A 13,798-nucleotide genomic window follows, 5' to 3' on the forward strand; every position below is an offset into this window, starting at 1 on the left:
TCCGGTGCGGGGCGAGGGCGTGATCGCACTCGGGCCGGGCGTCTTCGACGCGGCGACCGGAGCCCCGGTGCGGCTCGGGGACGTCGCGGTGGAAGGGCTGCGGCTCGATGTGTGGCGGGCGCCCACCGACAACGACAACGGTGCGCCCTGGCAGCCGGACGAGCGGTACGGGCTGCGGTGGCGGGAGCTGGGGCTGCACCGGATGCGGCACCGCCTCGATGCGGTCGAGGCCGTGGAGGACGCGCTGACCGTACGGACCCGGGTGGCTCCGGCCGGGTGGGACCTGGGCCTTCGGACCACGTACCGGTGGACCGCGGCCGGGGACCGGCTCGGCCTCACGGTGTCCGTGGTGCCGGAGGGCGACTGGCGGGTGCCGCTGCCCCGGCTGGGCATCCGGTTCGGGCTGCCTGCCGCGTTCGGCGGGGCGCGGTGGTTCGGCGGCGGTCCCGGTGAGGCGTACCCGGACACCCGGGCCGCCGCGATGCTCGGGCTCTGGGAGCGGGACGTGGACGCGTTGCAGACCCCGTACGTCAGGCCGCAGGAGAACGGCGCACGGGCCGACGTCCGGTGGGCGGAGCTGACGGACGGCAGCGGTGCGGGGCTGCGGGCCGAGGGCGGCGCGCCGTTCTGGTTCACCGCGCGGCGCTGGACGAGCGAGCAGCTGGACGCCGCGGAGCATCTGCCGGATCAGGTGGCCGGGGAGCACGTCTGGGTCAATCTGGACCATGCGGTGCAGGGCATCGGCTCGCAGTCGTGCGGACCGGGCGTGCTGCCGGAGCACCGGCTCGACGCGGCCCCGGCGGAGTTCTCGTTCGTGTTCTCGGCGCTGGGCTGACTCCGCGCCCTCCCTGCCGCGTCCGGGCGCGTCCGGGGACAGGGCAGGGAGGCGGGCCGGTCAGCGGAACAGGGCGGCGGGCAGCAGGTGCTGGGCGCGCAGCGCGTCACGCACCATGGCCGCGTACTCCGTGGCGCCGCGCTCGCAGGTGTGCGTGTTGTCGCGCTGCTCGTCGGTGAGGCAGAGCGCCCTGGAACCGTCGGGACCCAGCTCCTCGACCCGTTGCCGGGTGAGTGCCGTGAGACCGCGAAGGCGCGAACCACCGTGTGGCCGACGGCAGTCGGCGTCTCACCGAGCAGGGTGCGCCGGGTCTCGGCGCCGACCGCAGTACGGGCCGCGGTGGCGCCGCCGATCAGCGCCGTGACGCGGTAGGTACCGGGGGCCACGTCGAAGTGGCAGACGACGGGGGCCGTTCCGGTACAGGCGGCCGCTGCCCCGGCACCGGTTCCCGGCGCGGCGGCGCGGGCGGCGTAGCGGCCGGGGAGGCAACGGCGCTGGTGGCAAGGGTGGTTACGGCCGCGAATGCGGCCAGCAGGGCTGGACCGGTTCGGCGTGCGGCGGTCATGAGGGGCTCCTTCATGGGCGCGGGTGCGGGTGCGGCATATGGCGGTGCCAGGGCCGTTCACCACCCCGCATCACAAGCGCTTTCGACCCTCGGGAATCGGGTGTTGAATCCCTTCAGTGCCACCCGCCCCAACCCTCTTTCCCGCCACGGCCGGTGGCGACGTAGCATCGGCGTTCCGCGATGGACATCGCGGTTCGCAAGGGGGAAATGTCATGGTCAGCAGTGGCAAACGGCGGACCACGGTCCTCGTCGGCGTGGTCGCCGGGGCGGTGCTCGTGTCCGGTATCGGCCTTTGGGCAACCGATAGTTGGCCGTTCCGCGACACCTACTGCTGGGGTGCGTGGGAGCAGAACAGCGGCGCGTCCTTCCTCGGCGACGAGGCGCTCGGCAAATCCGGCTCGCAGCGCCGGGCCACCGAGTCCGCACCGCCCTCGGCCGGCCGGCCGCACGGCACGTGCACCCTGGCGGTGACCTCCGAGGCCGAGGACGACGACTCGGACCAGCCGCTCACCTTCAAGGAGCAGATCACTCTGGAGTACGGGCCGGTCCCCGCCGGCGCCAAGGAGCGCCGGTCCTGGATAGCCCAGTACTTCCACGGTTCGGCCTCCCCGCTCCCGGACGGGCTCGACGGACTGGTCGCCGGTGACCGGGCCATGCTGGTGCTGCCCAAGGAGTGCGACGCGGACGGCAGGCCGTCGGCCGTGACGATCCGGAGCGAGAGCTCGGGCGACGGCCATCTCGGCAAGGTGGCCATGCCGTTCGCGATCGGCAATACCGCCGAGGTCGGCCGGATGCTCCTCGATGCCGCCAACACGACGATGGAGAAGGCCGGTTGCGCCCCGGACAAGCCTCTGCACATGACGTCGCCCATGGTGACGGTGGCCGAGGACGATGAGCGGGCGGGCAGTCCGCTGTGCCGGATACCCGGGATGACCTTCGACTTCGGCGAGGGTTCGCGCTACCAGCAGCAGGTGGGCACGGTCACCGACCGGCTCCAGACGTGTTCGGTGGTGTGGCAGACCGCGCGAGAGCCCGACGAGCCGTCGGCGCAGTATGTGATGGCGCGCCGACCGCGCCTGGTCGCCGTGTTCGACGGCCTTCCCGCCGGTGCCGCCCACGGCCTGCTGCGCACCACCTGCGGGGGCCGTCCGACGGTGTTCTACGGAAACGTGGAGACCGGTCTGAAGGGCCGGGGCCGCCCCGACGACCGGCGGGTCTTCGACCGCTTCGCCGAGTCCGTGGGCCGGCGCATCGAGTGCGGGAACGGTGAGGACGCGTGAGCGCGGACAAGTCCATGGAGAACGCGGCGAACGCCGGGGACAACGGGCACAACGGGGAGAGGGCCATGGACGACGAGGGCGCCGTGGGGGCCCGGATACCCGGCCGGCCCGACGCGGACGGCTCCGGAGACGGGAACAGCGGCGACGGCGGCAGCCCGGACGGGGCTGAACTCGCCGTCACCGGCGGCCGCAGCCCGGACGGGGCCGGACCCGCCGTTCCCGGTGGCGCCGGCCCGGACGGGGAGGAACCCGCCGTCCCGGCGAGCGACCGCCCCTCCTTCGTACGCCGCCTGCTGCGGAGCCGTACGGCCCGTGCCGTCACCGCCGCCGGTCTGGCCGGCGCACTGCTCGGCGCCGGTGCGGTCGCCTGGCGCACCGACACCCTCCCGCTGCTCGGACCCGCTCCCTGCTGGGACTCGCTCGGAGACTCCACCGTGTCGCAGCTCTTCGGTGACCGCAGGATCGAGGTCGACGAACAGTCGCTGCAGAGCGGCCGCCAGGGTGACGGGCTGACGTACGGGCAGTGTCGCGTCACCAGCTTCAAGGACGACCGGGCCCTGCGTCAGGTGACCGTCAACGTGCACCAGCTGGACGGCCTGAGGGGGACCGACGCGCGACAGTGGCCCCAGGAGTTCCTCGCGGCCGGCATGGTGTCGTTGGGCGAGGGGCTGCCCGGTATGGCGTCCGCGACGCGCGGCTGGCTCGCGCTGCCGCAGAGCTGCACGGGGCGGGGCGACTTCTCCGGACCCACCGTGGTGGACATCGGCATGGGCCGGGCGGGCCTCGACATCTCTTCGGAGCTCGCGAGGGAGGACCGCGTTGCGCTCACCGGCGCCCTGGTGGAGACGGCCAACGGGGTCATCCGGTCCTTCGGCTGCTCGGGCAGCTACCGGTCACCGCGAACCCTGCCGCCCGTCGTGACCTGGCAGGACACCGATGCGGCCGCTCTCTGCGGCACCAAGGGGTTCGCCCTGCCCGCGGCGTACCGCGAAGAGCTGTCGAGCACCCGGGCCGGCGGTGGCGGCGACGGACCGGCCCGGGTCTGCGAGGTCGGTGGCAGCGACCCCGAACCGGTGGTGCGGATGACGACGGTGGTGGACCCGGCGCTGGCCGAGATCTTCTCCTGGGACGCGCTGCGGTCCGGCGCTCCCGTCAAGGGCACCACGGGATACGGAAAGCTGGCCGGGAACCGGTCGGTGTACCGGGCGTCCTGTCAGACCGGTCCCGTGGTGTTCGTGGTGGAGCAGCTGAGGCAGACGGACAAGGGCGGCTTCGCGCTCACCGCCGATCTGCTGCCCGGCTATGTCGCGGCGGAGGCCGAGCGCATCGGCTGCGGCCCCCAGAAGGTGACGCTCCCACGCGCCTGACGCCCCCGGCGCGCGGGGCGCCGTTCCTGTGGAAGGATTCGCCGCACCATGAGAACCAGCACCCCGGGGCCGGGCGGACCGGCGGGCGGGCCCCGATGAGGGGCCGCGCGAAGCCTCCCCCGCCGCCGTTGCCGCAGCGTGACGGGATCGATCCGGTCCGGGTGCGGCTCCCGGAGGATCCCGACGGGCAGTGGCCCACGGTCCGCGATCATCTGCTGGCGCGGTTCGGCGACGCGATCGGGGCGGACCGGGTCGACGCCATGCTCGCGGACGGCCGGTTCGTCTCGGTCCGGGGCGCGGTGACGGGCCGGGAGCCGTACGGGGCGGGCCGGTACCTCTGGTTCCACCGGGACTTCGCGCCGGAGGAGCCGGTGCCGTTCCCGGTCGGTGTCGTGTACCGCGACGAGCACCTGGTCGTCGCGGACAAGCCGCACTTCCTGGCGACGACGCCGCGCGGCCGGCACATCACGGAGACGGCGGTGGCCCGGCTCCGCCGCGAGCTGGGTCTGCCGCTGCTGCAGCCGGCGCACCGGCTGGACCGGCTGACGGCGGGACTGGTGCTGTTCGTCGTCCGGCCCGAGGAGCGGGGCGCGTACCAGACGCTGTTCCGGGACCGCCTGGTGCGCAAGGAGTACGAGGCGGTGGCGCCGTACGACCCCGGTCTGGTCCTGCCGCGCACCGTACGCAGCCGCATCGTGAAGGAGCGCGGGGTGATCGCCGCCCGTCAGGAGCCGGGTGAGCCGAACAGCGAGAGCCGGATCGAGCTGCTGGAGCACCGGGAGGGGCTCGGGCGCTACCGGCTGCTGCCCGCCACCGGGCGGACGCATCAGCTGCGGGTCCATATGAACAGCCTGGGGCTGCCGCTCGTCCATGACCCGGTCTATCCGGTGGTCGAGGCGCAGGGCGCGCCCGACGACTGGTCGCGCCCGCTCCAACTGCTGGCGCGGTTTCTGGAGTTCACCGATCCGGTCACGGGAGGGCCGCGCCGCTTCGAGAGCGGGCTGCGGCTCTCCGCGTGGCCGCGGGGGTGAGTCCCGGAATCAGTGGCCGCGGGCGATCCATTCGTCCAGGTGCGGGGCCTCCGCGCCGATGGTCGTGGAGTCGCCGTGTCCGGTGCGGACGGCGGTGGCCGGGTCCAGGGCGAGCAGCCGGTCCCTGATCGAGGCGACGATCGTCGGGAAGTGGGAGAACGACCGGCCGGTGGCGCCGGGTCCGCCCTGGAAGAGCGTGTCACCGGTGAAGACGGTGGACAGCTCGGGGGCGTACAGGCAGACGGCGCCCGGGGCGTGGCCGGGGGTGTGCAGGACGGTGAGGGTCGTCCCGGCGATGCTCAGCTCCTGGCCGTCGGCCAGTTCGCCGTCGGGTGCCCGGTCCGGGTGGGTCTGCTCCCACAGCGGCAGGTCGTCGGGGTGCAGCAGGATCGGTGCGCCGGTGGCGTCGGCGAGGGCGGGTGCCGCGTCGATGTGGTCGTTGTGCGCGTGGGTGCAGATGATCGCGCGCAGCGCACGGCCGCCGAGTGCGGACTCGATGGCGGCGGCGTCGTGGGCGGCGTCGATGACGACCGCCTCGGTGTCGTCGCCGACGATCCAGACGTTGTTGTCGACGTCCCATTCGCCGCCGTCGAGGGCGAAGGTGCCGGAGGTGACGAGGTGGTCGATGCGGGCGGTCATCAGAAGACCACCACCGAGCGCAGGACGTCGCCGTCGTGCATCCGGGCGAAGGCCTGCTCGATGTCGCCGAGTCCGATGGTCTCGGTGACGAACGCGCCGAGGTCGATCCGGCCCTGCTGGTGCAGGTCGATGAGCATCGGGAAGTCGCGCGAGGGCAGGCAGTCGCCGTACCAGGAGGACTTGAGCGAGCCGCCGCGGCCGAAGACGTCCAGGAGCGGGAGTTCGAGCTGCATCTCCGGGGTGGGGACGCCGACCAGGACGACGGTGCCCGCGAGGTCGCGGGCGTAGAACGCCTGCTTGTACGTCTCCGGGCGGCCGACCGCCTCGATGACGACGTCGGCGCCGTTGCCGCCGGTGAGCGAGCGGATGGCCTCGACCGGGTCCTGGGTGCGGGAGTTGACGGTGTGCGTGGCACCCATCTTCTTCGCCGTCTCCAGCTTGCGGTCGTCGATGTCCACGGCGATGATCTTCGCCGCTCCGGCGAGGCGGGCGCCGGCGACCGCCGCGTCACCGACACCGCCGCAGCCGATGACGGCGACCGAGTCGCCGCGGCCGACCTGGCCGGTGTTGATGGCGGCGCCGATGCCCGCCATCACTCCGCAGCCGAGGAGTCCGGCGACGGCCGGGGCGACCTCGGGGTCGACCTTGGTGCACTGGCCGGAGGCGACCAGGGTCTTCTCGGCGAAGGCGCCGATACCGAGCGCGGGCGACAGCTCCGTGCCGTCCAGCAGGGTCATCCGCTGCTTGGCGTTGTGGGTGTCGAAGCAGTACCAGGGGCGGCCGCGCAGACAGGCACGGCACTGTCCGCACACCGCACGCCAGTTGAGGACGACGAAGTCGCCCGGTTCGACGTCCGTGACGCCCTCGCCGACGGACTCCACGACGCCCGCGGCCTCGTGGCCGAGGAGGAAGGGGAACTCGTCGTTGATGGCGCCCTGCTTGTAGTGCAGATCGGTGTGGCACACGCCGCACGCCTGGATCTTCACCACGGCCTCGCCGGGGCCGGGGTCCGGGATCACAATCGTCTCGACCCGTACCGGCTCGTTCTTTCCCGGAGCGATGACCCCTCGTACCTGCTGCGCCATTCCCGTGGTCTCCCTTTCCTGACTTTTACTGAGATCGATCACGAACAACCGTACGCGGTACGAGCGTGTCACGGCGGCGCGCCGCGTTGGCGCGAACCGGGCACCCCTCCCCGGCGCGAACACACCGGTTTCGGACAGATGGTACGAACCGCTGAACTGCGCCCCGCTTCCGCGACGTCCTTCAGGTGCAGAGGGAACCCGGAGCCGATACCTGCGGGGGCAGGGGCCCGGGTTCCGACAGCTGACGGAACACGGGGGAAGTACCTTGACCGAGACTGCCGTACACACGGAGAAGATCAGCGGGGAACACGAGGACATCGGGGCGCGGGTCGGCGGACTCGTCCCCTACACGGACGCGCTGACCGTACCGCCGGTGCTGCGCCCGCACAGCGGGGACGTGCTCACGGAGACGGAGATCGCGCTCACCCCGGCCTGGGTGCGGCTGCACGCACAGCTGCCGCCGACCCTGATGTGGGGCTACAACGGCACGGTGCCCGGTCCGACGATCGAGGTGCGGCGCGGACAGCGGATCAGGATCGCCTGGACCAACCGCATCCCCGAGGGGAGCGCGTACCCGGTCACCGCCGTGGAGGTGGGCCCGGTGAAGCCGGGTGAGCCGGCGCCGCACAACCGGCCCGGACGTGACGGCGTCGAGCCGAACGCGGAGGTCGCGGCGCTGCCCGCCTGGACGGTGACCCATCTGCACGGCGCGCAGACGGGCGGCGGGAACGACGGCTGGGCGGACAACGCGGTCGGCTTCGGCGACGCGCAGCTGTCGGAGTATCCGAACGACCATCAGGCGGCCCAGTGGTGGTACCACGACCACGCCATGAACATCACCCGGTGGAACGTGTACGCCGGTCTCGTCGGCACCTATCTGATCCGGGACGACGAGGAGGACGCGCTCGGTCTGCCGTCGGGCGACCGGGAGCTGCCGCTGATCCTCACGGACCGCAATCTGGACACCGACGAGGACGGCCGGCTCAACGGCCGGCTGCTGCACAAGACGACCACGGTCGTCGAGGCCGACCCGGAGACGGGAAAGCCGGTCTCGCTGCCGTTCCTGGGTCCGTACACCACGGTCAACGGCCGTATCTGGCCGTATCTGGACGTGGATGACGCCTGGTACCGCTTCCGGCTCGTCAACGCCTCCAACGCCCGGATCTACGATCTGGTGCTGGTCGACGACGAGAACAACCCGGTCCCGGGCGTCATCCGGCAGATCGGCAGCGACGGCGGTCTGCTGCCGCGTCCGGTGCCGGTCGATTTCGACGAGGTGCTGCCGACGCTGAGGACCGGCCCGGCCGAGCGGATGGACCTGCTGATCGACTTCTCGTCGCTGGCGGGCCGCCGGGTCCGCCTGGTGAACAAGGGCAGGCTCGCGCCCGGGGTGCCGGACCCGGCGGCAAACGTGCCGTTCCCGCAGGTGATGGAGTTCCGGGTACGGCAGACGCGGCGCCGGGACGGTTTCGAACTGCCCGAGGTGCTGTCCGGTTCCTTCCGGCGGTACGAGCACGGCCAGGTGGAGCACGGGCACCGGCTCGTCGTACTGACCGCGCCCGGCACGGTCGGGGGCGGCGGCCACCCGGAGATCTGGGAGATGACGGAGGTCGAGGACGCCGCCGGGGTGACGGTGCCGTCGGACGGCGTGATCCAGGTGCGGGGCGAGGACGGCACCGTGCGCACCTACCGCAGGACCGCGCGGACCTTCAACGACGGTCTCGGGTTCACGGTCGGCGAGAGCACGTACGAGCAGTGGTCGTTCCTCAACCTGGGTGTGCCGACGCATCCGATGCACATCCATCTGGCGGACTTCCAGGTGATGGGCCGGGAGGCGTACACCCTGGACGGTTTCGACCCGGCGGTCGGCGGGACCCGCTCCCCGGTGGCGTTCGACCCCGGCACCACGATTGCGACGCCGCCGAACGAGCGGGGGTGGAAGGACGTCTTCCTGGTCCCTCAGGGGCAACTGGTGAAGGTGCTCGGCCTGTTCGACGGGGCGTACGGACGGTTCATGTACCACTGCCATCTGCTGGAGCACGAGGACATGGGCATGATGCGGCCGTTCGTCGTGATGCCGCCGCAGGCCATGAAGTTCGACCACGGTGCCGGGCACGGCGGGGGCCACGGCGGCCATGAGGGGCACACCGGCTGATCCGGCCGGCACGGCAATATCCCCCGCGGGGCTGCCCCGCGGGGGATGTCGCGTTCCGGCCGGATCAGGGGGCGAGCACGTCGAGTTCGTGCAGGGCGCCCACCGCGATCTCCTTCGTCAGCCGCTCCGCCTCCGCCGCGTCGCCCTCGCGCACCGCTTCGGCGAGCCGGACATGGAGGGTGACGGCCGCCGGGTCGGGGTCCTCGAACATCACCTGGTGATGGGTGCGCCCCGCCAGGACCTCGGCGACCACGTCTCCGAGGCGCGCGAACATCTCGTTGCCGGAGGCGTTGAGCACGATCCGGTGGAACGCGATGTCGTGTTCGAGATACCCCTCCAGCTGCTGGCCGCGCGAGGTGGCGACCATGCCGAGGGCCCGTTCGGTGAGCTGCGCGCACTGGTCCGGGGTGGCGTGGCGGGCCGCGAGCGAGGCGGCGACGGGCTCGATCGCCGAGCGCAGGACCGTCAGTGAGCGCAGCTGGCGGGGGCGGTCTGCGCCGGCCAGCCGCCACCGGATGACCTGCGGATCGTAGACGTTCCACTCCTCGGCCGACCGCACGGTCACACCGACGCGGCGCCGGGACTCGACCAGGTGCATGGACTCCAGGACGCGGATCACTTCCCGTACGACCGTGCGCGAGACGTCGAACCTCTGGGCCAGCTCATCCGTACGCAGCACCTGACCGGGCGGGTGCTCACCCGCTGCGATCTCCAGACCCAGGGTGTCCAGCACATGTGTATGCAGCCCCTGGCTCTGTGTGGTCATGAACCAAGAGTACGGGGACCCCCACGGGAACATTAAGTACGACGTTTACATCACAGCCTCTTGAATAAGTCGTACGTATAGGTTTCAGTAGCGCGACGGACCGATGTCGAGGAAGACATCGAAGAGAACAGCGAGGCAGCGCAATGAGCACCCCCCACGTCGTCGTGGTGATGGGCGTGGCAGGGACCGGCAAGACCACGATCGGCCCCCTGCTCGCCGCCGCACTGGGCGTTCCGTACGCCGAGGGCGACGACTTCCATCCCCCCGCGAACATCGCCAAGATGTCGGCCGGCACCCCGCTGGAGGATGCCGACCGGTGGCCCTGGCTCGACGCGATCGGGCAGTGGGCACACGGCCGGGCCGGGCTCGGCGGGGTGGTCAGCAGCTCCGCGCTGAAGCGGGTCTACCGTGACCGGCTGCGCGGCGAGGCCCCCGGTGCCGTGTTCCTCCATCTGACCGGCGAGCGGTCCCTGATCGAGGAACGGATGGCGGACCGCAAGGGCCACTTCATGCCGACCGCGCTCCTCGACTCGCAGTTCGCCACTCTTCAGCCCCTTGAGGACGACGAGGCCGGCGTCGCCGTGGATGTGTCCGGCACCCCCGAAGAAATCACCCAGCGAGCCGTCGCGGCACTGCGCCGGCTGGACAACTAAGGATCATCACCGTGACCAGTCTCAGCGTCGAGACGCTGGCAGCGGACGCCGTCGAACCGATCACCTCGGCCGGCAACGCGCAGTTGGGCATCGCCGTACTGGCGGGCATCGCCGTCATCGTCCTGCTCATCACCAAGTTCAAGATGCACGCGTTCCTCGCGCTGACCATCGGCTCGCTGGCGCTCGGTTCGTTCGCCGGCGCGCCGCCGGCCAAGACGATCGCGAGCTTCACCGCGGGCCTCGGCTCGACCGTCGCGGGCGTCGGTGTGCTGATCGCGCTCGGCGCGATCCTGGGCAAGCTCCTCGCGGACTCCGGCGGCGCGGACCAGATCGTCGACACCATCCTCGCGAGGGCGAGCGGACGGGCCATGCCCTGGGCGATGGTCCTGATCGCGTCGATCATCGGCCTGCCGCTGTTCTTCGAGGTCGGGATCGTACTGATGATCCCGGTAGTGCTGCTGGTCGCCAAGCGCGGCAACTACTCCCTGATGCGGATCGGCATCCCGGCACTGGCCGGCCTCTCCGTGATGCACGGGCTCATTCCCCCGCACCCCGGCCCGCTGGTCGCGATCGACGCGCTCAACGCCAACCTGGGCGTCACACTGGCTCTCGGTGTGCTCGTCGCGATCCCGACGGTGATCATCGCCGGTCCGGTCTTCTCCCGCTACGCCGCCCGCTGGGTGGACATCAAGGCGCCGGAGAAGATGATCCCGCAGCGCCCGTCCGAGGACCTGGACCGCCGTCCCAGCTTCGGCGCCACTCTCGCCACGATTCTGCTGCCCGTCGTGCTCATGCTGATCAAGGCACTTGTCGACATCGTGGTGGACGACCCCGAGCAGGGTGTCCAGCGGGTCACCGATGTGATCGGCTCCCCGCTGATCGCCCTCCTCGCCGCCGTCATCGTCGGCATGTTCACGCTGGGCCGGGCGGCCGGATTCACCAAGGGCCGGCTCTCCACCACCGTCGAGAAGTCCCTTGCCCCGATCGCGGGCGTGCTGCTGATCGTGGGCGCGGGCGGCGGTTTCAAGCAGACCCTCATCGACGCCGGTGTCGGCCGGATGATCCTGGAGTTCTCCGAGAACTGGTCGATACCCGCCCTGCTGCTCGGCTGGCTGATCGCCGTGGCGATCCGGCTCGCGACCGGTTCGGCGACCGTGGCCACCATCTCGGCCGCCGGTCTGGTCGCCCCGCTGGCGGCCGACATGTCGACCTCGCACGCCGCCCTGCTGGTCCTCGCCGTCGGCGCGGGCTCGCTCTTCTTCAGCCATGTCAACGACGCCGGGTTCTGGCTGGTGAAGGAGTACTTCGGAATGGACGTGGGCCAGACGGTGAAGACCTGGTCGGTGATGGAGACCATCATCTCGGTGGTCTCACTGGCCTTCATCATGCTGCTGTCACTGCTCCTCTGAGCCCTGGCCGCATGGGCCGGTCACCGGTCTTCCGGTGGCCCGGCCGGGTCCGCGGGGATCCGCCACAGCGCGTGCTCGCGACGAGCCCACCGTCGCCCGACCGACCCGGTGCGCATGCCACGGCGTGCCTCCGGGTCGGCGTACGCCATCGCGATGTGGCCGCCCAGCACGACGCCGATCGCCAGCGCCAGCCAGTCGTGGACGAACGTGGCGCCGGTCCGCCACATCAGCGGGGCCAGCCCGGTGAACCACATCAGCAGCCCGGTACCGGCCATCACCAGCACCGCACCCGCGATCCAGGCCGCGTAGAGCTTCTGCCCGGCGTTGAACTTCCCGGCCGGCCGGGAACCGGGCCGGTGGTCGCGGCGGCGCACGGCCCGCAGCCACTTCCGGTCGTGCGGTCCGAAACGGTTGAGCCGCGAGACGTCGCCCCGCACGGCCCGCGAGAACAGCCCCGCCAGCAGCGGTACGGGGATCAGCAGCCCGGACCACTCGTGCACGGTGACCACCAGGTGGCGGCGGCCGACGAGTTCGGCGAGCTGCGGCACGTACAGGCAGCCGGCCGTGGCCACGCAGAGCAGCATCAGCGCCGCGGTGGTGCGGTGCACCCACCGCACCGGCCGGCCGAACCGCAGGACCAGGCCGGCCGCCTCAGGTCGTGGGGGCGTCGTCACGGCCGTTGGACCGGCCGACCCAGGCGTCGACGTCATATCCGAGCTCCTCCCAGTATCCGGGGCGTACGGAGTCCGTGACGGTGATCCCGGAGAGCCATTTCGCCGACTTGTAGAAGTACATCGGGGCCACGTAGAGCCGGACCGGGCCGCCGTGGGAGTGGGACACCGGCCCGTCCTGCATGCGCAGCGCGACCAGCACATCGCCGGGGCGGGCCTGATCGAGGGTGAGGCTCTCGCTGTAGGTGCCGTCGAAGCAGGTGAAGCGGACCGCCTTCGCCTCCGGCCGGACACCCGCCGCGTCCAGCAGCGCCGAGAGCCGTACGCCCTCGAACGGGGTCTCGGGCACCCGCCATCCGGTCACGCACTGCACGTCGCGGACCATCCGGGTCTGCGGCAGCGCCTTCAGGGCGTCCAGGGTGTAGGTGGCCGGGCGGTCGACCAGCCCGTCGACGGTCAGCCGGTAGTCGGCCGCGCCCTTGGACGGTACGGACGAGGCCACGGAGTAGTACCGGAAGCCGCCGCCGTTGGGCAGCAGCCCGGTCAGCCCGGTGGGGTCCTTGTCGGCGAGCGCGCCCAGACCCGATTCCATGGTCCGTTGCAGGACCGGGGCGGCGACGAGCCCGGCGGCACCGAGGCCGAGCATCGTCAGGACCAGGCGGCGGCCGACGGGGGCACCGACGGCGTCCGGATCGGGGCCCGGCTCCACCGGATCGGGGCCGGCGCCGGGAGGGGGACTGTTCACTCCTCGATTCGAGCACTCCGGACCGCCGGACGCCAGGGGCGGCGGCGGTCCGTCACCGGCCCGTCAGATTCTCCCCGTCGGAATCTGTCCGTCGGAATCTGCCTGCCGGAAATCCCTTCGTCGCCGGCTGAGCGCTGATGTCAGACTTGCGCCATGCCGAACCGTGAAGCGCTCAAGCCCTTCCTCCTCGTCTTCCCGGGACCGCTGCGCGATCAGCTGGTCGCCGCGGTGCTCGACGGGCGGAAGGTGTCGACGACCGGACTGCTCGTGGAGTACGAGGCGGAGCAGGAGGAGCCGCCCCCGGTGGGCGAGCGGTCCGCCCTGATCGACTCGGACGGCCGGGAGATCGCGGTGCTGGAGGTGACGGAGGTCCGGATTCTGCGCCTCGGGGACGTCGATCTCCAGCATGTGCTCGACGAGGGCGAGGGCGACACGTCGGTGGCGGGGTGGCGGGCCGGCCACGAGCGGTTCTGGCACAGCGACGAGATGCGGGAGGGTCTCGGCGACCCGGAGTTCACGGTCGACGACGACACACTGGTCGTCGCCGAACGCTTCCGGGTCGTCGAACTGATCGATCCCGCCTGACCCGGCAGGAGG

General features: G+C 71.6%; 13 protein-coding genes. 8 read left to right on the forward strand and 5 right to left on the reverse strand.

Annotation, left to right across the window (positions count from 1 at the left end; translation table 11 throughout):
• From J1C73_RS12245 to J1C73_RS12260, 4 genes are all read left to right on the forward strand, one after another.
• Positions 1 to 835 (forward strand): beta-galactosidase small subunit (locus J1C73_RS12245; protein WP_242644058.1); only part of this gene is annotated, 835 nt, incomplete at its 5' end.
• Positions 836 to 1,612: 777 nt separating this feature from the next.
• Positions 1,613 to 2,680 carry a hypothetical protein gene (locus J1C73_RS12250; protein WP_207316394.1) on the forward strand — a complete coding sequence of 356 codons (1,068 nt, stop codon included), beginning with the start codon at positions 1,613 to 1,615 and terminating at the stop codon, positions 2,678 to 2,680.
• A complete protein-coding gene (locus J1C73_RS12255; protein WP_207316395.1) occupies positions 2,677 to 4,047 on the forward strand; it encodes a hypothetical protein in 1,371 nt (456 codons plus the stop codon). Before J1C73_RS12250 ends, J1C73_RS12255 begins: the two co-directional genes overlap by 4 nt.
• Positions 4,048 to 4,142: 95 nt before the next feature.
• The gene (locus J1C73_RS12260) at positions 4,143 to 5,078 is read left to right on the forward strand and encodes a pseudouridine synthase (RefSeq protein ID WP_207316396.1); all 936 of its coding nucleotides are present in this window, start codon (positions 4,143 to 4,145) and stop codon (positions 5,076 to 5,078) included.
• Positions 5,079 to 5,087: 9 nt separating this feature from the next.
• On the opposite strand, the gene J1C73_RS12265 is transcribed toward J1C73_RS12260, so the two are convergent.
• Both J1C73_RS12265 and J1C73_RS12270 read right to left on the reverse strand, forming a co-directional pair.
• A complete protein-coding gene (locus J1C73_RS12265) occupies positions 5,088 to 5,717 on the reverse strand; it encodes an MBL fold metallo-hydrolase (protein WP_207316397.1) in 630 nt (209 codons plus the stop codon).
• A complete protein-coding gene (locus J1C73_RS12270; RefSeq protein ID WP_207316398.1) occupies positions 5,717 to 6,802 on the reverse strand; it encodes an S-(hydroxymethyl)mycothiol dehydrogenase in 1,086 nt (361 codons plus the stop codon). The genes J1C73_RS12265 and J1C73_RS12270 overlap by 1 nt, the downstream gene beginning before the upstream one ends.
• A 265-nt stretch (positions 6,803 to 7,067) precedes the next feature.
• Here J1C73_RS12270 and phsA point away from each other — a divergent pair, with 265 nt between their 5' ends.
• The gene (gene phsA / locus J1C73_RS12275) at positions 7,068 to 8,957 is read left to right on the forward strand and encodes an O-aminophenol oxidase PhsA (RefSeq protein WP_372446679.1); all 1,890 of its coding nucleotides are present in this window, start codon (positions 7,068 to 7,070) and stop codon (positions 8,955 to 8,957) included.
• A 64-nt stretch (positions 8,958 to 9,021) separates the two neighbouring features.
• On the opposite strand, the gene J1C73_RS12280 is transcribed toward phsA, so the two are convergent.
• Positions 9,022 to 9,723, reverse strand: a complete 702-nt coding sequence (locus tag J1C73_RS12280) for a FadR/GntR family transcriptional regulator (protein WP_123468771.1) — start codon at positions 9,721 to 9,723, stop codon at positions 9,022 to 9,024.
• A 143-nt stretch (positions 9,724 to 9,866) separates the two neighbouring features.
• On the opposite strand from J1C73_RS12280, the gene J1C73_RS12285 reads away from it, so the two are divergent.
• On the forward strand, positions 9,867 to 10,376 hold the full coding sequence (locus tag J1C73_RS12285; RefSeq protein ID WP_123468773.1) for a gluconokinase: 510 nt from the start codon (positions 9,867 to 9,869) through the stop codon (positions 10,374 to 10,376).
• A gap of 11 nt (positions 10,377 to 10,387) precedes the next feature.
• Positions 10,388 to 11,785: a GntT/GntP/DsdX family permease gene (locus tag J1C73_RS12290; RefSeq protein WP_207316399.1), complete on the forward strand. Its 1,398-nt coding sequence runs from the start codon at positions 10,388 to 10,390 to the stop codon at positions 11,783 to 11,785.
• Positions 11,786 to 11,805: 20 nt separating this feature from the next.
• Here the strand turns inward: J1C73_RS12290 and J1C73_RS12295 are convergent, their stop codons facing one another.
• Both J1C73_RS12295 and J1C73_RS12300 read right to left on the reverse strand, forming a co-directional pair.
• A complete protein-coding gene (locus J1C73_RS12295) occupies positions 11,806 to 12,495 on the reverse strand; it encodes a cytochrome b/b6 domain-containing protein (RefSeq protein ID WP_207316400.1) in 690 nt (229 codons plus the stop codon).
• The gene (locus J1C73_RS12300) at positions 12,437 to 13,201 is read right to left on the reverse strand and encodes a molybdopterin-dependent oxidoreductase (protein WP_307797672.1); all 765 of its coding nucleotides are present in this window, start codon (positions 13,199 to 13,201) and stop codon (positions 12,437 to 12,439) included. The genes J1C73_RS12295 and J1C73_RS12300 overlap by 59 nt, the downstream gene beginning before the upstream one ends.
• Before the next feature lie 153 nt (positions 13,202 to 13,354).
• Between J1C73_RS12300 and J1C73_RS12305 the strand changes: the two genes are divergently transcribed.
• Positions 13,355 to 13,786: an ASCH domain-containing protein gene (locus tag J1C73_RS12305; protein WP_123468781.1), complete on the forward strand. Its 432-nt coding sequence runs from the start codon at positions 13,355 to 13,357 to the stop codon at positions 13,784 to 13,786.
• Positions 13,787 to 13,798 lie beyond the last annotated feature (12 nt).

The organism is Streptomyces laculatispora (genome assembly GCF_017353455.1).
Taxonomy (GTDB): Bacteria; Actinomycetota; Actinomycetes; order Streptomycetales; family Streptomycetaceae; genus Streptomyces; species Streptomyces laculatispora.

Coding starts and splice junctions, on each gene's coding strand:
- J1C73_RS12285 (WP_123468773.1), top strand. CDS start 9,867: ATGAGCACCCCCCACGTCGTCGTGGTGATGGGCGTGGCAGGGACCGGC.
- J1C73_RS12265 (WP_207316397.1), bottom strand. CDS start 5,717: ATGACCGCCCGCATCGACCACCTCGTCACCTCCGGCACCTTCGCCCTC.
- J1C73_RS12250 (WP_207316394.1), top strand. CDS start 1,613: ATGGTCAGCAGTGGCAAACGGCGGACCACGGTCCTCGTCGGCGTGGTC.
- J1C73_RS12270 (WP_207316398.1), bottom strand. CDS start 6,802: ATGGCGCAGCAGGTACGAGGGGTCATCGCTCCGGGAAAGAACGAGCCG.
- J1C73_RS12260 (WP_207316396.1), top strand. CDS start 4,143: ATGAGGGGCCGCGCGAAGCCTCCCCCGCCGCCGTTGCCGCAGCGTGAC.
- J1C73_RS12280 (WP_123468771.1), bottom strand. CDS start 9,723: ATGACCACACAGAGCCAGGGGCTGCATACACATGTGCTGGACACCCTG.
- J1C73_RS12305 (WP_123468781.1), top strand. CDS start 13,355: ATGCCGAACCGTGAAGCGCTCAAGCCCTTCCTCCTCGTCTTCCCGGGA.
- J1C73_RS12295 (WP_207316400.1), bottom strand. CDS start 12,495: ATGACGTCGACGCCTGGGTCGGCCGGTCCAACGGCCGTGACGACGCCC.